Annotated in this window: 16 protein-coding genes; 8 read left to right on the top strand and 8 right to left on the bottom strand. The window is 55.8% G+C overall.

The window, feature by feature from the left end:
- Positions 1–37 precede the first annotated feature (37 nt).
- The 3 genes from yhcN (IAE50_RS05490) to argR form a co-directional block, all read right to left on the bottom strand.
- The gene (gene yhcN / locus IAE50_RS05490) at positions 38–301 is read right to left on the bottom strand and encodes a peroxide/acid stress response protein YhcN (protein WP_124967168.1); all 264 of its coding nucleotides are present in this window, start codon (positions 299–301) and stop codon (positions 38–40) included.
- A 102-nt stretch (positions 302–403) separates the two neighbouring features.
- Positions 404–667, bottom strand: coding sequence for a peroxide/acid stress response protein YhcN (gene yhcN / locus IAE50_RS05485; RefSeq protein WP_200579756.1), 264 nt, complete (start codon positions 665–667; stop codon positions 404–406).
- A gap of 379 nt (positions 668–1,046) precedes the next feature.
- Entirely contained in the window at positions 1,047–1,517 is a 471-nt protein-coding gene (gene argR, locus IAE50_RS05480) for a transcriptional regulator ArgR (RefSeq protein ID WP_023480960.1), read from the bottom strand.
- Positions 1,518–1,929: 412 nt separating this feature from the next.
- Here argR and mdh point away from each other — a divergent pair, with 412 nt between their 5' ends.
- On the top strand, positions 1,930–2,868 hold the full coding sequence (gene mdh / locus IAE50_RS05475) for a malate dehydrogenase (RefSeq protein ID WP_042715833.1): 939 nt from the start codon (positions 1,930–1,932) through the stop codon (positions 2,866–2,868).
- 51 nt (positions 2,869–2,919) lie between these two features.
- On the opposite strand, the gene degS is transcribed toward mdh, so the two are convergent.
- From degS to zapG, 3 genes are all read right to left on the bottom strand, one after another.
- Positions 2,920–3,987, bottom strand: a complete 1,068-nt coding sequence (gene degS, locus IAE50_RS05470; protein ID WP_023480784.1) for an outer membrane-stress sensor serine endopeptidase DegS — start codon at positions 3,985–3,987, stop codon at positions 2,920–2,922.
- A gap of 91 nt (positions 3,988–4,078) precedes the next feature.
- Positions 4,079–5,449 (bottom strand): serine endoprotease DegQ, encoded by a 1,371-nt coding sequence (gene degQ / locus IAE50_RS05465; protein WP_200579755.1) that lies wholly within the window; start codon positions 5,447–5,449, stop codon positions 4,079–4,081.
- Between the two features lie 171 nt (positions 5,450–5,620).
- Entirely contained in the window at positions 5,621–6,019 is a 399-nt protein-coding gene (gene zapG / locus IAE50_RS05460; protein ID WP_023480758.1) for a Z-ring associated protein ZapG, read from the bottom strand.
- A gap of 189 nt (positions 6,020–6,208) precedes the next feature.
- On the opposite strand from zapG, the gene zapE reads away from it, so the two are divergent.
- From zapE to sspB, 5 genes are all read left to right on the top strand, one after another.
- Positions 6,209–7,336, top strand: a complete 1,128-nt coding sequence (gene zapE, locus IAE50_RS05455; RefSeq protein ID WP_200579754.1) for a cell division protein ZapE — start codon at positions 6,209–6,211, stop codon at positions 7,334–7,336.
- 248 nt (positions 7,337–7,584) lie between these two features.
- Positions 7,585–8,013, top strand: coding sequence for a 50S ribosomal protein L13 (gene rplM / locus IAE50_RS05450; protein WP_023480976.1), 429 nt, complete (start codon positions 7,585–7,587; stop codon positions 8,011–8,013).
- 15 nt (positions 8,014–8,028) lie between these two features.
- On the top strand, positions 8,029–8,421 hold the full coding sequence (gene rpsI / locus IAE50_RS05445; RefSeq protein WP_023480836.1) for a 30S ribosomal protein S9: 393 nt from the start codon (positions 8,029–8,031) through the stop codon (positions 8,419–8,421).
- Positions 8,422–8,730: 309 nt separating this feature from the next.
- On the top strand, positions 8,731–9,369 hold the full coding sequence (gene sspA / locus IAE50_RS05440; protein WP_023480809.1) for a stringent starvation protein SspA: 639 nt from the start codon (positions 8,731–8,733) through the stop codon (positions 9,367–9,369).
- A 2-nt stretch (positions 9,370–9,371) separates the two neighbouring features.
- Positions 9,372–9,875 carry a ClpXP protease specificity-enhancing factor gene (gene sspB, locus IAE50_RS05435; RefSeq protein WP_023481029.1) on the top strand — a complete coding sequence of 168 codons (504 nt, stop codon included), beginning with the start codon at positions 9,372–9,374 and terminating at the stop codon, positions 9,873–9,875.
- 93 nt (positions 9,876–9,968) lie between these two features.
- Here the strand turns inward: sspB and IAE50_RS05430 are convergent, their stop codons facing one another.
- Together IAE50_RS05430 and gltB are read right to left on the bottom strand one after the other, a co-directional pair.
- On the bottom strand, positions 9,969–11,387 hold the full coding sequence (locus IAE50_RS05430) for a glutamate synthase small subunit (protein ID WP_124967172.1): 1,419 nt from the start codon (positions 11,385–11,387) through the stop codon (positions 9,969–9,971).
- Positions 11,388–11,396: 9 nt separating this feature from the next.
- Complete coding sequence (gene gltB / locus IAE50_RS05425; protein ID WP_200579753.1) at positions 11,397–15,857, bottom strand: glutamate synthase large subunit; 4,461 nt, start codon at positions 15,855–15,857, stop codon at positions 11,397–11,399.
- Between the two features lie 667 nt (positions 15,858–16,524).
- Here gltB and IAE50_RS05420 point away from each other — a divergent pair.
- Positions 16,525–17,451, top strand: a complete 927-nt coding sequence (locus IAE50_RS05420; RefSeq protein ID WP_200579775.1) for a TIGR01212 family radical SAM protein — start codon at positions 16,525–16,527, stop codon at positions 17,449–17,451.
- A 100-nt stretch (positions 17,452–17,551) separates the two neighbouring features.
- A complete protein-coding gene (gene arcB / locus IAE50_RS05415) occupies positions 17,552–19,888 on the top strand; it encodes an aerobic respiration two-component sensor histidine kinase ArcB (protein ID WP_042715680.1) in 2,337 nt (778 codons plus the stop codon).
- Positions 19,889–20,022: the final 134 nt, after the last annotated feature.

Below are 20,022 nucleotides of genomic sequence, written 5' to 3'. Positions count from 1 at the left end.
GGAGGCAGGGGCAAGTCGTCGGACAGACGACGAGGGTTTATTTGTACAGTTCAGCCGTCACGTGGGTATGAGAACCGGTGCGGGCTTCAATAATGCGGTAGCTGCTTGCGCCAGCCTGGTCGGCTTTCGCAGAGAGTTCCTGGCGGATATCCATCGGTACACCGGCAATCTGTGAAACAGAGACGGTGCCTACGGATTGCAGGTTGCTGGCCTGATCGCTGTTAACCAGCGTTGCGGCACCCGCGCCGAATGAGATCAGGGAAGCAAGGCCAAGGGATGCGATAATCAGATTGCGTTTCATACTGTGTTCTCCTTAAGAGAGACTCAACGGCGAGAAGGGTTAAACGTCTTTTCTTATGCCTGGTGCCGTTGAGCGATTAATTCATAGGGTTTGGGGTAAAACTTATTTGTAGAGTTCTGCCGTCGCATGCCAGCGGTCACCGCTGTGCGCTTCAATGATGCGGTAGGAGGATGCACCCTGCTCTTCCGCTTTTTTGCTCAGCTGCGCGTTCATGTCCATCGGTGAAGAGGCGATGGCGCCGACGGAGACGGTACCCAGAGACTGGCGCTCTTGCGCCTGGTCTGCATTGATCATGTCAGCGGCAAAAGCGCCGAATGAGAGTGCTGAGAGGATACCCATAGTTGCGATAGATGATTTGATATTCATAATGCTTACCTCGTCGTATTCTTTTCTTTGAATTTTTTCAGGGGCTCGTTTTGTGACCCCCATCACGAAATCAAGTATACACTAATCACGCGAATAATTAATACCAAGCTAATTATAACTGAGCCGAATACATATAACGCCCGGCGGTTTTTATAACCTGGCGGCATAAAAATTTTGCTTAAGGCGAAGAATTAGTTAACGAGGATTAATAAAATCAGCGAGATAGATTGCTTTGATTTTTTGTGCGGTGCTATCGACTGCGTCAGGGTAATGAAACGAAAAATCGCACTATTTGTTAAATGATATGGGGTGGAAAGTCGCCTGAAAGGGAAGAAATGCCGAACATTCCCCCTCAGCGGGAACCGAGGGGAATGCGCGATTAAAGCTCTTGTTCGAAGAGGACGAGGATCGCTTCGTAGAGATCTTTAACGGTAAAGCCGCGGGCTGGCGTGGTGAAGATGGTGTCGTCACCGGCGATGGTGCCGAGGATCCCTTCCGCTTTACCCAGCGAGTCGAGCAGGCGCGCGATCAGCTGTGCGGCACCCGGACTGGTGTGGATAACCACTACCGCGTCGTTGTAGTCGATGTCCAGCACCAGGTTCTTCAGCGGGCTGGAGGTCGTCGGCACGCCCATCTCGATCGGCAGGCAGTAGACCATTTCCATCTTCGCGTTACGCGTGCGTACCGCGCCAAACTTGGTCAACATGCGTGAGACTTTGGACTGGTTGATATTGTCGAAGCCCTCTTCTTGTAAGGCCTGGACAATTTCACCCTGGGAACTGAATTTCTCTTCTTTTAAAAGCGCTTTAAACGCCTTCACTAATTCTTCTTGTTTAGCCGAGCTTCGCATAAGTCACCCGTAATATGGCTGTGAAAACGACATTATTATGCATATTAATGAATTTTTATGCAAACGTTCTGCAGATAAATATGCTGAAAAGTTATGGGGAAGGGCGCGGAGTTTAGCAAATTCTTTCGTTAAGGACATCAGCATGTGGCTTACGTCGCAAATAAGAGTAAAAAGTAAATTAAATGTTATAAATATGATGTTATTTTGGTGAATTCTACAGCTATATTATAAACTCGTTAAGTTAGTTGCTTAGCTTGCCGATCTGACGGTCATATTTAACCCTTTTATAAAATCGCTACAGTGGGCTGTGCCGCGTTATTTTGGCGCACTTATTGTCATAATTAGCAGGGTGAATTAAGGTCGCCGCAGCGGAGTAACAATATATTTAGCTAACCATAATAAGGAGTTTAGGATGAAAGTCGCAGTCCTCGGCGCGGCCGGCGGTATCGGCCAGGCGCTTGCCCTACTACTGAAAACACAACTGCCTTCAGGTTCAGAACTCTCCCTCTACGACATCGCACCTGTCACTCCCGGTGTCGCTGTAGACCTCAGCCATATCCCGACCGATGTAAACATCAAAGGCTTCTCCGGTGAAGATGCGACGCCAGCGCTGGAAGGTGCCGACGTGGTGCTGATCTCCGCAGGGGTTGCGCGTAAGCCGGGTATGGATCGCTCTGACCTGTTTAACGTGAATGCCGGTATCGTGAAAAACCTGGTGGCGCAGGTGGCAAAAACCGCGCCGAAAGCCTGTATCGGTATCATTACCAACCCGGTCAACACCACCGTCGCGATTGCGGCTGAAGTGCTGAAAAAAGCGGGCGTCTATGACAAGAACAAACTGTTTGGCGTGACCACGCTGGACATCATTCGCTCCAATACTTTTGTTGCTGAGCTGAAAGGTAAGAAACCAGCAGAGATTGAAGTGCCGGTAATTGGCGGGCACTCTGGCGTGACGATCCTGCCGCTGCTGTCGCAGATCCCGGGCGTGACCTTCAGCGAGCAGGAAGTTGCCGACCTGACCAAACGTATTCAGAACGCGGGCACCGAAGTGGTGGAAGCGAAGGCGGGTGGCGGTTCAGCAACCCTCTCCATGGGCCAGGCGGCTGCACGCTTTGGTCTGTCGCTGGTTCGCGCCCTGCAGGGCGAGAGCGGCATCGTTGAGTGCGCCTATGTTGAAGGCGATGGCGAACATGCGCGTTTCTTCTCGCAGCCGCTGCTGCTGGGTAAAAACGGCGTAGAAGAGCGCAAGGCGATTGGCCAGCTCAGCGCGTTTGAACAGCAGTCGCTGGAAGGCATGCTGGATACGCTGAAAAAAGATATCGAACTTGGTGTCGACTTCGTCAACCGCTAAGCGCGGCTGAAATGAGAAACCGGAGCCTGTGCTCCGGTTTTTTTATGGCCGTCAGTTGGTGGCCGGGTACTCCTGAATCGTGACGTGCAGCGTCAGCTTTTTGTCGTCACGCATCACTTCAACCGGGATCTCTGAACCAGGGCGGATCTCTGCTACCTGGTCCATGGTTTCCAGCGCAGATACCGCCGGCTTGCCGTTCACCGAGGTGATCACGTCATTGACCTGAATACCTGCCCGCGCCGCCGGGCCGTCTGGCGACACTTCATTAACCACAATCCCCTGAATCGGATCGATGCCGGTGCCCTGAGCGTGCAGCGGGGCAATCTCGCGTCCGCCAATACCGATATAACCGCGGATCACCCGCCCGTCACGGATAAGCTTGTCCATAATCTTGGTGGCCAGCTGGAACGGAATGGCGAAACCAATCCCCTCCGGCGTCTCGCCGTCGTTACTCTTATCAAACGACAGGGTATTGATGCCCATTAACTCGCCCAGCGAGTTGACCAGCGCGCCGCCGGAGTTGCCGTGGTTGATGGATGCATCGGTCTGCAGGAAGTTTTGCCGCCCGCTGGGGTTGAGGCCGATACGCCCGGTGGCGCTGATAATCCCCTGGGTAATGGTCTGCCCGAGGTTATAGGGGTTGCCGATTGCCAGCACTACATCGCCAATATGCGGCGTGCGCTTGGCATTGATGGGGATGACCGGTAGCCCGGAGTTGGCGTTCACTTTCAGCACTGCCAGATCCGTCAGGCTATCTGAGCCAACCAGTAAAGCTTCAAAGACGCGTCCATCCTGCAGGGCGACGATAATCTGATCCGCATCGTTGATCACATGCTTGTTGGTGATGATATAGCCGCGCTGATCCATGATGACGCCGGAGCCGAGGGTGCGGATTTCGAGGCGATCGTGCGTGGAGCTGTTCAGGCTACGGTTATAGACGTTGACCACTGCGGGCGCGGCGCGGCGCACGGCCGGGTTATAGGACGCAGGTGTCTCATCGGCGCTGTCTAACTGATGCGTCGCGAGCGGGTTATTCTGACGTAGCGACGGCATGGCGGCGATGATCAGGCCACCGACGACAACACCGATTGCAATCGAACGTAAAAGCTTCACATACATGATGGGATAGTCGTTAAAAGAAGGACCGCAGCAGCATACCATGAGTTATCCGGACATCACACGCAGCGGTGATGCCCGGACGAGGAAAGGGTTAACGCAGCAGCAGATAGATGCTGTCGTTACCCCGCACAATGTGCAGCGCCATTATCGACGGCTTGGTCTCCAGCACTTTGCGCATCTCGGCGATGGACTGCACGCGCGTACGGTTAACGCCGATGATCACATCATCTTTATGCAAGCCGGCCTGTGCCGCCGAACTGCCTTTCTCAACTTCACCGACCCGAATGCCTTTGGTGCCATCCTTCAGCTGCCCGTCGCTCAACTCTGCGCCCTGCAGCGCCGGTGAGATCAGCTCTGCGCTGGCGGAAGCGGAGGTGCTCTTATCCAGCGTCACTTCAACGTCGAGCGGTTTACCGTCTCGCAGCAGCCCAAGCTTCACTTTCGCGCCCGGTTCGGTGGTGGCGATGCGCGAGCGCAGCTCCGCGAAGCTGTTCAGGGCTTTACCGTTGAGGCTGACAATCACATCCCCGGATTTAATTCCCGCTTTCGCCGAGCCGGAGTTGGGCAGCACTTCGCTGACAAACGCGCCGCGCTGCACATTCAGATTAAAGGCTTTGGCGATATCCGCGCTCATCTCCGTACCTTTAATGCCGAGCAGGCCGCGCTTAATCTCACCAAACTGAATCAGCTGGTGGGAGAGGGTTTGCGCCATATTGCTGGGGATAGCAAAGCCGATGCCGACGCTGCCGCCGCCGGGAGCGAGGATGGCGGTGTTAATGCCGATCAGCTCGCCGTTAAGATTGAGCAGCGCGCCGCCGGAGTTGCCGCGGTTAATCGAGGCATCGGTCTGGATGAAGTTCTCCAGCCCTTCGAGGTTCAGGCCGCTGCGACCGAGCGCCGAGACAATCCCGGACGTTGCGGTCTGCCCGAGGCCAAACGGGTTACCCACCGCGACGACAAAATCACCGACGCGCAGCTTATCGGAGTCCGCAATGGCGATTTGCGTCAGGTTGCTGGGGTTTTGCAGCTGTAGCAGCGCGATGTCGCTCTGGTCATCGCCGCCGATCAGCTTGGCGTCAAACTCGCGACCATCATTAAGCTGCACGCTGATCTTTTGCGCCTGGTTGATGACGTGATTATTGGTCAGGACGTAGCCCTTTGCGGCATCAATAATCACTCCGGAGCCCAGCCCTTCAAACGGCTGCGGCTGTTGCGGCTGATCAGGCGCCTCATCACCGAAGAATTTTTTTAGCTCTTCCGGGACCTTCTGGCCCTGTACCGCCGTGCCTTCAACCTGCACGCTGACCACGGCAGGAAGCACTTTCTCAAGAACCGGCGCAAGACTGGGTAACGCCCCCTGGCCAGGCACCTGTGACGGCATCGCCGCCGTTGCCAACGGTGCCGAGAGAGATAAGCCGACACTTAACGCGATTGCACTCAACAGCTGGGTTTGTTTCTTCATCGATGCTGGCTCTCAGTAACCTGAAGTGGAAGGAAAGATGCCCAAAACAGAGTGATGTTATTGAAATTTCAACCGGGTAACAATGCGAAGAATGACTAAATGATAGCTGGAATGGGGAAGTTGCGACGGGCGCGGGGGACGCGCCCGTATAAATAAGGAGAGTGAGATGCCTTATTTGCGATTGGCGCGACCGCGCAGCAGACCCGATGCGCCTTCAGAGTAGTCACGCGGGATCTGTACCGGGGCCTGATCGTTGTTCGCTTCAGACTCTGACAGACGGTTGCGGAACGGATTCTCTTCCGCGGACATTTCCGGCAGCAGGCTGGAGGAGCTCTTCGCCATATGTTGATAGAGCTGACGATAGTCGTCCGCCATGTTGTCCAGAAGTTCAGCGCTGCGGGCAAAGTGGCTCACCAGCTCTTCGCGGTACTCTTCCAGTTCTGCTTTGTTTTTTTCCAGTTCATACTGCAAGGCCTGCTGTTGACGCAATTTCCGGTTTCCGAAACGCATGCCCACGGCACCAATAATAATGCCGACAACTAACCCAATTAGCGCGTATTCCCAGGTCATGACTTCTCCCATTGTTGTTCGATTCCGTAGGGGGTGGGCTGCAAGCTTCTTGCCTGCGCCGGAGAGTGCCACTATAACCGCTAAAGGTGCAGAAGTGGAATCCTGACGCTGCATCGCGTAGTGTAGAGCGGCCTTTTTTTCGTCAACCCTGTGGGGGCGGATCGATTTTCAAGGAACAACAATAACACCATGCAAAGCCTTTCCCCGACATCGCGATATCTTACTGCCCTGAAAGAGGGTAGCCATCAGCCGGACGATGTGCAAAAAGAAGCTGTCACCCGGCTGGATACGATTTATCAACAGTTGATTGCCGAACAGGAGCCCGCCGCACAGCAGAGCGGAGGCCTGATGGCGAAATTCAGCAAGCTGCTGGGCAAACGCGACAGCGCATCGCGCGAACCGGTGCGCGGCCTCTATATGTGGGGCGGCGTCGGGCGAGGCAAAACCTGGCTGATGGATCTCTTCTATCACAGCCTGCCGGGCGAGCGTAAACAGCGTCTGCACTTTCACCGTTTTATGCTGCGTGTGCATGAAGAGTTAACCTCGCTGCAAGGGCAGAGCGATCCGCTGGAGATTGTCGCCGACCGTTTTAAGGCGCAAACCGACGTTCTCTGTTTTGACGAATTTTTCGTTTCCGATATCACCGATGCGATGCTGCTTGGCGGATTAATGAAGGCGCTCTTCGCGCGCGGCATTACGCTGGTGGCGACCTCGAATATTCCGCCGGACGAGCTCTATCGCAACGGCTTACAGCGCGCCCGCTTTCTGCCCGCCATTGAGGCGATCAAGCAGTTTTGCGATGTAATGAACGTCGACGCCGGCATCGATTACCGCTTACGCACCCTGACGCAGGCGCATTTATGGCTGTCGCCGCTTAATGAACAGACAACCCAGCAGATGGATAAGCTGTGGCTGGCGTTGGCGGGCGCAGCGCGCAGCCATGCGCCGGAGCTGGAGATTAACCACCGGCCGCTGGCGACGCTCGGCGTGGAGAATCAAACCTTAGCCGTCTCTTTCGCTACATTATGTGTTGATGCGCGCAGTCAGCATGATTACATCGCGCTGTCGCGCCTTTTCCACACCGTGATGCTGTTTGACGTACCGGTGATGACGACGCTGATGGAGAACGAGGCGCGCCGCTTTATTGCGCTGGTGGATGAATTTTATGAGCGCCACGTAAAGCTGGCGGTGAGCGCGGCAGCGCCGCTGCATGAGATTTACCAGGGCGAGCGGGTGAAGTTTGAGTTTCAGCGCTGTTTATCGCGCCTGCAGGAGATGCAGAGCGAGGAGTACCTGAAACGCGAGCATATGCCGTAATCCTTTTTTCATTGCCATCTGGCGCAGAAATCCAACAGCAAAAGACGAAAAGGGGTCGATCTTTGACCCCGACTTCTCTATAATCCTGCGACCCCACGTTACGGGAAAGTTTTTTTTCCCCAAAACTTTCTATGCGCCGGCATAGGCTATTCGAAGGGGTAGGTTTGCCGGACTTTGTCGTGTGAACCTCAACTGACAAACGTTTGGGTGTTCACCAACGTGAAACTAATTATTTGGGTAAGCTTTTAATGAAAACTTTTACAGCTAAACCAGAAACCGTAAAACGCGACTGGTATGTTGTTGACGCGACCGGTAAAACTCTGGGTCGTCTGGCTACCGAACTGGCTCGTCGCCTGCGCGGTAAGCACAAAGCGGAATACACTCCGCACGTTGATACTGGTGATTACATCATCGTTCTGAACGCTGAGAAAGTTGCTGTAACCGGCAACAAGCGTGAAGACAAAGTGTATTACCACCACACTGGCCACATCGGTGGTATCAAACAAGCGACCTTTGAAGAGATGATTGCCCGCCGTCCTGAGCGTGTGATTGAAATCGCGGTTAAAGGCATGCTGCCAAAAGGCCCGCTGGGTCGTGCTATGTACCGTAAACTGAAAGTTTACGCTGGCAACGAGCACAACCACGCGGCACAGCAACCGCAAGTTCTTGACATCTAATCGGGATTATAGGCAATGGCTGAAAATCAATACTACGGCACTGGTCGCCGCAAAAGCTCCGCCGCTCGCGTGTTTATCAAACCGGGCAACGGTAAAATCGTAATCAACCAGCGTTCGCTGGAACAGTACTTTGGTCGTGAAACTGCCCGCATGGTAGTTCGTCAGCCGCTGGAACTGGTCGACATGGTTGAGAAATTGGACCTGTACATCACCGTTAAAGGTGGTGGTATCTCCGGTCAGGCTGGTGCGATCCGTCACGGTATCACCCGCGCTCTGATGGAGTACGACGAGTCCCTGCGCGCTGAACTGCGTAAAGCTGGCTTCGTTACTCGTGACGCTCGTCAGGTTGAACGTAAGAAAGTCGGTCTGCGTAAAGCACGTCGTCGTCCGCAGTTCTCCAAACGTTAATTGTCCTCTGCTTCGGCAGAACGATTGGCGAAAAACCCGGTGCAAGCCGGGTTTTTTTATGGATAAAAATTGTGTTATCCACAGCAATCAATCGCTTATCTCCTCTTTTTCAGCATTTCCGGAATCCCCTCACCACAAAGCGCGCAAAATCTGGTAAACTATCATCCAATTTTCTGCCCAAATGGCTGGGATTGTTCGTTTTTTGTTTGTTTTTTGAACAAGAGAGACAGTGCGCGCGGGTAGCTAACTAACATCTGACCGGTCGATTAAGTCCGGTAGCAGTATTTCTGAATATACCTGGAGGTTTTCATGGCTGTCGCTGCCAACAAACGTTCGGTAATGACGCTGTTTTCTGGTCCTGTGGACATCTATAGTCATCAGGTCCGCATCGTGCTGGCCGAGAAGGGTGTCAGCTTTGAAATTGAGCACGTGGAAAAGGATAATCCTCCTCAGGATCTGATTGACCTCAACCCGAGTCAAAGCGTACCGACACTTGTAGATCGTGAACTCACCCTGTGGGAATCACGCATCATTATGGAATATCTGGACGAGCGTTTTCCGCACCCGCCATTAATGCCGGTTTATCCGGTGGCGCGCGGTGAAAGCCGTCTCTACATGCACCGCATCGAGAAAGACTGGTACTCGCTGATGAACGTCATCGAGAACAACAGCGGTGCGCAGGCCGATGCCGCCCGTAAACAGCTGCGTGAAGAGCTGCTGGCGATTGGCCCGCTGTTTACCCAGAAGCCTTACTTCCTGAATGACGAATTCAGCCTGGTTGACTGCTACCTCGCGCCGCTGTTGTGGCGTCTGCCGGTACTGGGCATCGAGCTGAGCGGCACAGGCGCGAAAGAGCTGAAAGGGTACATGACGCGCGTCTTCGAACGTGATTCTTTCCTTGCCTCTCTGACAGAAGCCGAGCGCGAAATGCGCCTTGGTCGGGGTTAATCATGGATTTGTCGCAACTGTCTCCACGCCGCCCGTATTTGCTGCGGGCCTTTTACGAATGGCTGCTGGATAACCAGCTGACGCCGCATCTGGTTGTTGATGTGACGTTGCCGGGCGTACGCGTGCCGATGGAGTATGCGCGTGACGGCCAGATCGTGTTAAACATCGCACCGCGTGCGGTGGGCAACCTGGAGCTGGGCAACGACGAAGTGCGCTTCAACGCGCGTTTCGGCGGTGTGCCGCGCCAGGTGGAAGTGCCGATGGCTGCCGTACTGGCCGTTTATGCCCGTGAAAACGGTGCTGGCACCATGTTTGAGCCAGAAACCGCCTACGACGAAGAGCTCGTCAGTCTCAACGATGATGGTGAGATGCCCGAGCAGGAGAACGAGACGGTGATGTCGGTTATTGACGGTGATAAACCCGATCATGCAGTGGATCAGGATAACGATCCGGACGACGATCCGCCGCCGCGCGGTGGGCGTCCATCACTGCGTGTGGTGAAATAACCTGAGAAAAGCAGAACCCCGGTTCTGCTTTTTTATTGCCCGCAGAATATGAAAAAGGAGGCCGCAGCCTCCTTTTTTATCGTTTTCGCAAGATCACACTTCGAGATAGTTGAGGATGCCGTCTGCGGCTTTACGCCCTTCGGCAATCGCTGTCACGACCAGGTCGGAACCGCGAACGATATCGCCACCGGCGAAGATTTTCGGGTTGCTGGTCTGGAACGCGTTATCGCTCCCTTCCGGGGCAATCACGCGGCCCTGCGAATCGAGCTCAACGCTATGTTTCGCCAGCCACTCCATGCTGTGCGGGCGGAAACCAAATGCCATTACCACCGCATCAGCCGGAACAACGTGCTCGGAGCCGGCAACGATCTCGGCGCGGCGACGGCCTTTCTCATCCGGTGCGCCCATTTCGGTGCGCGCCATCTTTACGCCGCTCACTTTACCGTTGGCATTCACTTCAATCCCCAGCGGCTGCACGTTGAACTGGAACTCAACGCCCTCTTCACGCGCGTTTTTCACTTCGCGACGTGAGCCAGGCATGTTCTCTTCGTCACGACGATAGGCGCAGATTACGTGAGTTGCACCCTGGCGCACCGAGGTACGCACGCAGTCCATCGCGGTATCGCCACCGCCCAGCACCACAACGCGTTTGCCTTCCATGCTGATATAGGGTTCAGACGGCGTTTCGCCATAGCCCATGATCTGCTTGGTATTGGCAATCAGGAACGGCAGCGCATCAAACACGCCCTGCGCATCTTCATTTTCGAGACCACCACGCATCGACTGATAGGTACCGACGCCGAGGAACACGGCATCGTACTCTTTCAGCAGATCGTCAATCTGCACATCGCGACCCACTTCGGTGTTGAGCTGGAACTCAATGCCCATGCCGGTGAAGATCTCACGGCGACGCGTCATCACCTCTTTTTCCAGCTTGAAGGCCGGAATGCCGAAGGTCAGCAGGCCGCCAATCTCCGGATGACGGTCATAAACCACCGCTTTCACGCCGTTGCGAGTCAGCACATCCGCGCACGCCAGACCAGCCGGACCCGCGCCGATAATCGCCACGCGTTTGTCGGTCTGCTTCACGCCGGTCAAATCGGGACGCCAGCCCATCTCGAAAGCTTTATCGTTGATATAGCGCTCGATATTGCCGATGGTCACCGCGCCAAACTCATCGTTCAGCGTACAGGAGCCTTCACACAGGCGATCCTGCGGGCAGACGCGCCCGCACACTTCCGGCAGCGTGTTGGTCTGATGCGACAGCTCTGCCGCCTCAAAAATACGCCCCTCATTTGCCAGCTTCAGCCAGTTCGGGATGTAGTTATGAACCGGGCATTTCCACTCGCAGTAGGGGTTGCCGCAGGCGAGACAGCGGTCAGCCTGCGCTTTCGCTTGCCCTTCCGAGAAGGGCTCGTAGATCTCGACAAAGGCAATCTTACGCAGCTTCAGCGGTTTCTTTGCCGGATCAACGCGCTGTAAGTCGATAAATTGGTAAACGTTCTGACTCATTTCAATTCCTTACTGCGCCTGCACGCGCAACTCTGCCGCGCTACGACTACGGTGACCCAACAGCGCTTTCACATCGCTGGACTTCGGCTTAACCAGGGCAAATTTGGCGGCAAATGTCGGCCAGTTGGCCAGCATCTCTTCGCCGCGCTGCGAGCCGGTGTGCTGCACATGCTCGGTAATCAACCCGCGCAGATGCTCTTCGTGGATCGCCAGATCGTCGACGCTCAGCACTTCCACCAGCTCCGGGTTCACGCGCTTGCGGAACTCGCCATCTTCATCCAGCACGTAGGCGAAGCCGCCGGTCATGCCCGCGCCAAAGTTGACGCCGGTTTTGCCGAGTACGCAGACGATACCGCCTGTCATATATTCACAGCCGTTGTCGCCAATGCCTTCAACCACGGTAATCGCACCGGAGTTACGCACGGCGAAACGCTCGCCCGCGCGGCCTGCGGCGTACAGACGACCGCCGGTTGCGCCATACAGGCAGGTGTTACCGATAATGCTCGCTTCGTGGCTACGGAACGCCGAACCGACCGGCGGACGTACCGCCAGCAGCCCGCCCGCCATGCCTTTACCGACATAGTCGTTGGCATCGCCGGTGAGGTAAAGCTCAACGCCGCCCGCGTTCCAGACGCCGAAACTCTGGCCTGCGGTACCGCTGAAGTAAGCCTTAATCGGATCCGATGCCAGGCCCTGATCGCCATGCGTCTGGGCGATATAGCCAGAGAGCAGCGCGCCAACCGAGCGGTCAGTGTTGCGGATATCAAACCAGAAGGTTTTGCTCTGGCGCTCATCAACAAACGGTTTCGCCTGCTGCAACAGCTGGGCATTCAGCACACCATTGTCGAACGGCGGGTTGCTCTCGGTGCAGTAGAGCGCTTTACCGGCATGCGGTTCAGCGGTCTCCAGCAGTTTGGAGAGATCCAGCTTCTGCTGACGCGCGGTAAAGCCATCAAGCTCTTTCAGCAGGTCAGTGCGGCCAATCAGATCCACCAGGCGTTTCACGCCCAGCTGCGCCATTAGCTCGCGGGTTTCACGGGCGATAAATTCAAAGTAGTTGGTCACTTTGAACGGCAGCCCGTGGTAGTGATTCTTACGCAGCTTCTCATCCTGGGTTGCCACACCGGTTGCGCAGTTGTTGAGGTGACAAATACGCAGGTATTTACAGCCCAGCGCCACCATCGGGCCGGTACCGAAACCGAAGCTCTCTGCACCGAGAATCGCTGCTTTGATAATGTCCTGACCGGTTTTCAGACCGCCATCGACCTGCAAGCGAATCTTATGACGCAGACCGTTCGCCACCAGCGCCTGCTGGGTTTCCACCAGCCCAAGCTCCCACGGGCAGCCCGCGTATTTTACGGAGGAGAGCGGGCTTGCGCCGGTACCGCCGTCGTAACCGGCAATGGTGATCAGATCGGCATAGGCTTTCGCCACGCCGGTCGCGATGGTGCCAACACCCGGTTCGGAAACCAGTTTGACGGAGATCAGCGCCTTCGGGTTGACCTGTTTCAGGTCGAAAATCAGCTGAGCCAGATCCTCGATTGAGTAGATATCGTGGTGCGGCGGCGGCGAAATCAGCGTCACGCCCGGGACGGAGTAACGCAATTTGGCAATGTACGGGGTCACTTTATCGCCCGGCAACTGACCGCCTTCGCCCGGCTTCGCGCCCTGCGCCACTTTGATCTGGATAACATCAGCGTTCACCAGGTAGGCTGGCGTGACGCCGAAGCGACCTGAAGCGACCTGCTTGATACGCGACACTTTGTTGGTGCCGTAGCGCGCCGGATCTTCGCCGCCTTCGCCGGAGTTGGAGAAGCCGCCGAGGCTGTTCATCGCTTCCGCCAGCGCTTCGTGTGCTTCCGGGCTGAGCGCGCCGATAGACATCGCCGCCGTATCGAAGCGTTTAAACAGCTCTGTCGCCGGTTCAACGTCGTTAAGACTTACCGCTTCACTGCCCGGCGTAATGGCCAGCAGGTCGCGCAGCGTTGCCGCAGGACGCTCGTTAACCAGCTTCGCGTACTGCTGATAATCGCTGTAGTCGCCGCTCTCAACCGCTTTTTGCAGCGTGCGCACCACGTCCGGGTTATAGGCGTGGTATTCGCCGCCGTGAACGTACTTCAGCAAGCCGCCTTGCTCCAGCGGTTTGCGCGCCAGCCAGGCACGTTTGGAGAGGTTCAACAGATCCTGCTGGAAGTCCGGGAAGCTGGCACCGCCGATACGGCTGACCACACCCTGGAAGCAGAGCTCGGTGACATCATCGTGCAGGCCGACTGCTTCAAACAGTTTTGAGCAGCGGTAAGAGGCGATAGTCGAGATGCCCATTTTGGACATGATCTTGTACAGCCCTTTGTTGATGCCGTTGCGGTAGTTCAGCATCACCGTGCGGTAATTCTTCTCAATCGCTTTGCTGTCGATAAGTTTTGCCAGCGTCTCATACGCCAGGTAGGGGTAGATCGCCGTTGCGCCAAAGCCCAGCAGCACCGCAAAGTGGTGCGGATCGCGGGCGCTGGCGGTTTCAACAATGATGTTGGCGTCGCAGCGCAGGTTCTTATCCACCAGGCGCGCCTGAATCGCACCAACTGCCATTGGTGCCGGAACCGGCAGGCGGTTTTTGGCAATATTGCGATCGGAGAGCACCAGCAGAACGGTACCGGCGCGCACCATCGCTTCCGCTTTGTCGCACAGCGCTTTAATGGTCTCTTCCAGCGTCGTTGCCGTGGCGTCGAAGGTGATATCGAGCGTATCCGCGCGATAGTGCTCCTCGGTCATGGTGGTGAGCTGTTTGAAATCGGAGTAGAGCAGAATCGGCGATTTGAAGCTCAGACGGTGCGCCTGGCCTTCCGCTTCGCAGAAGACGTTCATTTCACGGCCGATACTGGTCGCCAGCGACATTACATGCGCTTCGCGCAGCGGATCGATAGGCGGGTTGGTGACCTGCGCAAACTGCTGGCGGAAGTAGTCATAAATGATGCGCGGCTGGCTGGAGAGCACGGCGAATGGCGTATCATCGCCCATCGAGCCGACCGCTTCCTGGCCGTTCTCGCCCAGCACGCGGATCACCGAGTCCAGCTCTTCAAAGCTGTAGTTAAACTGTTTCTGGTAGCTGGTGAGCAGATCGTCATCCATCTCACGGATGCCGACTTCATCGTCGGAGAGATCTTCAAACGGCACCAGGCGGCGGACGTTTTTCTCCATCCACTCTTTATACGGGTGGCGGCTTTTCAGATCGTCATCGGTCTCGGCGGAGTGCAGAATGCGCCCGCCGCGGGTATCGATAACCATCAGTTCGCCTGGCCCGACGCGGCCTTTCTCAACCACTTCATCCGGCTGGTAATCCCAGATGCCCACTTCAGAAGCGCAGGTGATGAGCTTATCTTTGGTGATGACGTAGCGCGCCGGACGCAGACCGTTACGGTCGAGGTTACAGGCGGCAAAACGCCCATCGGACATCACGATGCCCGCCGGGCCGTCCCACGGCTCCATATGCATGGAGTTAAAGTCGAAGAAGCTGCGCAGATCCGGATCCATCTCCGGGTTGTTCTGCCAGGCTGGCGGCACCAGTAAGCGCATGGCGCGCACGATATCCATCCCGCCTGCTAACAGCAGTTCCAGCATGTTATCCATCGAGCTGGAGTCAGAGCCGGTTTCGTTGACGAACGGCGCAGCATCATGCAGATCGGGGATCAGCGGCGTCTGGAATTTGTAAGTACGCGCGCGCGCCCACTGGCGGTTACCGGTAATGGTGTTGATTTCACCGTTGTGCGCCAGATAGCGGAAAGGCTGGGCCAGCGGCCAGCGCGGCACGGTGTTGGTGGAAAAACGCTGGTGGAACAGGCAGATGGCCGATTCCAGACGCAGGTCAGCCAGGTCCAGGTAGAAGCGCGGCAGATCCGCCGGCATACAGAGACCTTTATAGATGTTGACGAGGTTAGAGAGGCTACAAACGTAGAACTCTTTATCCTCCTGTAAACGCTTTTCAATGCGGCGGCGGGCAATAAAGAGACGGCGCTCCATATCGCGCGGACGCCAGCCGGCCGGGGCGTTAACGAAAACTTGCTCAATACGAGGCAGTGAGGAGAGGGCGATTTCACCGAGTACGCCTTCGTTGGTCGGCACATCGCGCCAGCCAACAAGCGAGAGAGTCTCACGCTGAAGTTCTTCTTCTACAACACGACGCGATGCAGCCGCTTTTTCCGGATCCTGATTGAGGAACAGCATGCCGACGGCGTAGTTTTTGGCTAAGCGCCAGCCGCGCTCTTCGGCGACGATGCGGAAGAAACGGTCAGGTTTTTGCAACAGCAGGCCGCAACCGTCACCGGTTTTACCATCGGCAAGGATCGCGCCGCGGTGCTGCATGCGGGCCAGTGCGTGAATAGCGGTACGCACTACCTTGTGGCTAGGTTCGCCTTCTATGTGGGCGATCAGGCCGAAACCACAGTTATCTCTCTCAAGAGATTTATCGTACAACATATCAGTGAACCTCCCCAGGCTCTGCGAGAGCCCTCCCGATCGTTACGCACAGGCGCAGAAAGAGCATGGCGACGGGGCAATGGCCTCGTATGTCGCCCTCTTCATTTCCTTTTCGCATCGATTCACAAGTGTTGAGGACTTGCTTAAGAGGGAATCTCAATTACTGCATAAATATGATGAGCAGACTGCTCATCCAGAAAGCTTCCAGCGGATTTCCAACTTATCGGGAATCCGCACACAGGTCAAATGCCGAGCTTATTTATCCAAAAATGTGCTAACAGACATTCATCCAATTGATTTAAAAGGATGTTTAATCAGTTTTACATTCAGTTATGGAAGCATAATGCGCTGGGAGAGTGTGATCTGACTCACTGTAGTAAAGCGCTGTTTCCGCTCTTCTGTTCTGACCTGACTTTTATTAGCAGATTATTATCCTGCTTCTGTGACCCGTGCCGCATAATCACACTGTTTTTCAGGTGGAGACCTATTTCTGCAAATTTACCTTTCAGCATAAGGAAAAGTAATCACCCTGATGGTGAATGAAATAGCGGTTATGTTGACTGGTTATGCAATGGATAAAGCCTTCCCGGGCGATTGATCCAGGTCATCGCCGATGAAAGCTAATAGTGGCAGGCTACGCCCTTTGATTTGGGCGGCCTTTCAGATTATGCAGTTACAGAAATTAGTCAATATGTTTGGTGGGGATCTTGCCCGGCGCTATGGCGAAAAAGTTCATAAGCTGACGCTACACGGCGGCTTTAGTTGCCCAAACCGCGATGGCACGTTGGGCCGCGGCGGCTGTACTTTCTGCAACGTCGCCTCTTTTGCCGATGAGGCGCAGCAGTACCGCTCAATTGCGGTGCAGCTTGCTGAACAGGCGCAGCGCGTTAACCGCGCCCGGCGCTATCTCGCCTATTTTCAGGCCTATACCAGCACCTGGGCGGAAGTGCAGGTGCTGCGCGAGATGTACCAGCAGGCGCTGAGCCAGGCCAATATGGTTGGGTTGTGTGTCGGAACGCGTCCCGACTGTGTGCCGGACGCGGTGCTGGACCTGCTGTGTGACTACCGCCAGCAGGGTTTTGAGGTGTGGCTGGAGCTGGGGTTACAAACCGCGCACGATAAAACTCTGCACCGCATCAATCGCGGGCACGATTTCGCCTGTTACCAACATACCGCGCGGCTCGCCCGCGAGCGCGGCCTGAAGGTCTGTACCCATCTGATTGCTGGCCTGCCGGGCGAGCGGCTGCCGGATTGCATGGCGACGCTTGAGCGCGTGGTCGAAACCGGCGTCGACGGCATCAAGCTGCACCCGCTGCATATTGTGAAGGGCAGCATTATGGCAAAAGCCTGGGAAGCGGGGCGTCTGAACGCCATCGGGCTTGAGGAGTACACCGTCATTGCGGGCGAGATGATCCGCCACACGCCGCCAGAGGTAATCTACCACCGCGTTTCTGCCAGCGCCCGTCGTCCGACCCTGCTGGCGCCGCTGTGGTGCGAAAACCGCTGGACCGGCATGGTCGAACTTAACACCTACCTTACTGTACACGGCGGCCAGGGCACGGCGCTGGGGCGCGGCTGGACGCTACCCGCCTGAACCCGGGTCAACCACACATTATTGCCGCATTTTTCGCACAAGCTTCAACGCCTTGCTCAGAATTGAGTATTATTGAGCGGACTTGTTTAAGGAAAACGCTATGAAGCAAATCCGTTTACTGGCGCAATATTACGTCGACCTGATGATGAAGCTGGGTCTGGTGCGCTTTTCCATGCTGTTGGCGCTGGCGCTGGTGGTGCTGGCCATCGTGGTGCAAATGGCGGTCACGATGGTGTTGCAGGGGCAGGTTGAGCGTATTGACGTGATCCGCTCTATCTTCTTTGGTCTGCTGATCACCCCCTGGGCGGTCTACTTCTTATCGGTAGTGGTTGAGCAACTTGAGGAGTCACGCCAGCGCTTATCGCGGCTGGTGGAGAAGCTGGAAGAGATGCGCGAGCGCGATCTTAAGCTCAACGTGAAGCTTAAAGACAACATCATGCAGCTTAACCAGGAGATCAGCGATCGCGAGAAGGCCGAAGCGGAGCGACAGGCAACGTTTGAGCGGCTGAAGATTGAGATGCAGGAGCGCGAGCAGACGCAGATCCAGCTCGAACAGCAATCCTCTTTCCTGCGCTCTTTCCTTGATGCCTCCCCCGATCTGGTCTTCTATCGCAATGAAGATAAAGAGTTTTCCGGCTGCAACCGTGCGATGGAGCTGCTCACTGGCAAAAGCGAAAAGCAGCTGATTCACCTCAAGCCGCAGGATGTCTACTCGCCGGAGGCGGCGCAAAAAGTGATTGAAACCGACGAGAAAGTGTTTCGTCACAACGTCTCGCTCACCTATGAGCAGTGGCTGGATTATCCTGACGGGCGCAAAGCCTGCTTCGAAATCCGTAAAGTTCCCTACTATGACCGCGTCGGTAAACGCCACGGGCTGATGGGCTTCGGGCGCGATATTACCGAGCGTAAGCGCTATCAGGATGCGCTGGAGCGCGCCAGCCGCGACAAGACCACCTTTATCTCTACCATCAGCCACGAGCTGCGTACGCCGCTTAACGGCATCGTCGGCTTGAGCCGCATTCTGCTGGATACTGACCTGGCGCCTGAACAGGAGAAGTACCTCAAAACGATCCATGTCTCTGCGGTGACGCTGGGCAATATCTTCAACGATATTATCGACATGGATAAGATGGAGCGGCGCAAAGTGCAGCTCGATAACCAGCCGCTCGACTTCACCAGCTTCCTTGCGGATCTGGAGAACCTCTCCGGGCTGCAGGCGCATCAAAAAGGGCTGCGCTTCGAGCTGGAGCCGACGCTGCCGCTGCCACACCAGGTGATCACCGACGGCACCCGCTTGCGGCAGATCCTCTGGAACCTGATCAGCAACGCGGTGAAATTTACCCGCGAAGGGCAGGTGACGGTGCGTGTGCGCTATGACGAAGGTGAGATCCTCCACTTCGAAGTGCAGGACTCCGGGATCGGTATTCCGCGCGATGAGCAGGACAAAATCTTCGCCATGTATTATCAGGTGAAAGATAGCCACGGCGGCAAACCGGCCACCGGTACCGGCATCGGGCTTGCGGTCTCGCGACGTCTGGCGAAAAGCATGGGCGGTGATATCACTGTCAGCAGCCAGCCTGGCAGCGGCTCGCTCTTTACGTTGACCGTCCATGCCCCTGCGGTGGCGGAAGAGGTTGACGACGCTTTCGAAGAGGATGAGATGCCTTTACCGGCGCTGCATGTGCTGCTGGTAGAAGATATCGAACTCAACGTGATTGTCGCGCGCTCGGTGCTGGAGAAACTCGGCAATAGCGTTGATGTGGCGATGACCGGCGGTGAGGCGCTGGAGATGTTTGCACCGGGCGAATATGACCTGGTGCTGCTCGATATTCAGCTGCCGGATATGACCGGGCTGGATATTTCGCGCGCGCTTACCAGCCGCTATTCACGTGACGAGCTGCCGCCGCTGGTGGCGCTGACCGCTAACGTGCTGAAAGATAAGCAGGAGTATCTGGATGCCGGCATGGATGATGTTTTAAGCAAACCGCTGGCAGTGCCGGCATTAACGGCAATGATCAAAAAGTTTTGGGACGCCGGAGATGAGGAGGAGGAACAGGTGGCAACGATAGACAACGACAAAGCGCAAACTCTGCTGGATACCGCCATGCTTGAGCAGTATCTCGAGCTGGTTGGGCCGAAGCTGATTACCGATGGGCTGGCAGTGTTTGAGAAGATGATGCCGGGCTACCTGAGCGTGCTGGAGTCGAACCTCACCGCGCGCGACCAGAAAGGGATTGTCGAAGAGGGGCACAAAATTAAGGGCGCTGCCGGATCCGTCGGCCTGCGCCATCTGCAGCAGTTAGGCCAGCAGATCCAGTCTCCGGATCTTCCCGCCTGGTGGGATAATGTCGGCGAATGGGTGGAAGAGATGAAGCAGGAGTGGCGCAATGATGTCGCGGTGCTCAAAGCCTGGGTGGCAGACGCTGCAAAAAAATGACCCCGGATTAACCGGGGTGCGCGAATACTGCGCCAACACCAGGGAAACCGTGGCTGCGCCGTAATTTTTGGTTTTAATTGCAAGGGCGCAGTCTATTAAAATTCGACCACACGCACATAAGATAGCAAATCTTA

This window comes from Kosakonia sp. S42, assembly GCF_016624785.1.
Taxonomy (GTDB): domain Bacteria; phylum Pseudomonadota; class Gammaproteobacteria; order Enterobacterales; family Enterobacteriaceae; genus Kosakonia; species Kosakonia cowanii.
Note: the sequence above shows the minus strand (reverse complement) of the source record. Positions and strands in the feature narration are given on the sequence as shown.

What these genes read in the sequence shown, in the direction of transcription:
- yhcN (WP_124967168.1), bottom strand. Translation starts at nt 301, where the DNA reads ATGAAACGCAATCTGATTATCGCATCCCTTGGCCTTGCTTCCCTGATC.
- yhcN (WP_200579756.1), bottom strand. Translation starts at nt 667, where the DNA reads ATGAATATCAAATCATCTATCGCAACTATGGGTATCCTCTCAGCACTC.
- argR (WP_023480960.1), bottom strand. Translation starts at nt 1,517, where the DNA reads ATGCGAAGCTCGGCTAAACAAGAAGAATTAGTGAAGGCGTTTAAAGCG.
- mdh (WP_042715833.1), top strand. Translation starts at nt 1,930, where the DNA reads ATGAAAGTCGCAGTCCTCGGCGCGGCCGGCGGTATCGGCCAGGCGCTT.
- degS (WP_023480784.1), bottom strand. Translation starts at nt 3,987, where the DNA reads ATGTATGTGAAGCTTTTACGTTCGATTGCAATCGGTGTTGTCGTCGGT.
- degQ (WP_200579755.1), bottom strand. Translation starts at nt 5,449, where the DNA reads ATGAAGAAACAAACCCAGCTGTTGAGTGCAATCGCGTTAAGTGTCGGC.
- zapG (WP_023480758.1), bottom strand. Translation starts at nt 6,019, where the DNA reads ATGACCTGGGAATACGCGCTAATTGGGTTAGTTGTCGGCATTATTATT.
- zapE (WP_200579754.1), top strand. Translation starts at nt 6,209, where the DNA reads ATGCAAAGCCTTTCCCCGACATCGCGATATCTTACTGCCCTGAAAGAG.
- rplM (WP_023480976.1), top strand. Translation starts at nt 7,585, where the DNA reads ATGAAAACTTTTACAGCTAAACCAGAAACCGTAAAACGCGACTGGTAT.
- rpsI (WP_023480836.1), top strand. Translation starts at nt 8,029, where the DNA reads ATGGCTGAAAATCAATACTACGGCACTGGTCGCCGCAAAAGCTCCGCC.
- sspA (WP_023480809.1), top strand. Translation starts at nt 8,731, where the DNA reads ATGGCTGTCGCTGCCAACAAACGTTCGGTAATGACGCTGTTTTCTGGT.
- sspB (WP_023481029.1), top strand. Translation starts at nt 9,372, where the DNA reads ATGGATTTGTCGCAACTGTCTCCACGCCGCCCGTATTTGCTGCGGGCC.
- IAE50_RS05430 (WP_124967172.1), bottom strand. Translation starts at nt 11,387, where the DNA reads ATGAGTCAGAACGTTTACCAATTTATCGACTTACAGCGCGTTGATCCG.
- gltB (WP_200579753.1), bottom strand. Translation starts at nt 15,857, where the DNA reads ATGTTGTACGATAAATCTCTTGAGAGAGATAACTGTGGTTTCGGCCTG.
- IAE50_RS05420 (WP_200579775.1), top strand. Translation starts at nt 16,525, where the DNA reads ATGCAGTTACAGAAATTAGTCAATATGTTTGGTGGGGATCTTGCCCGG.
- arcB (WP_042715680.1), top strand. Translation starts at nt 17,552, where the DNA reads ATGAAGCAAATCCGTTTACTGGCGCAATATTACGTCGACCTGATGATG.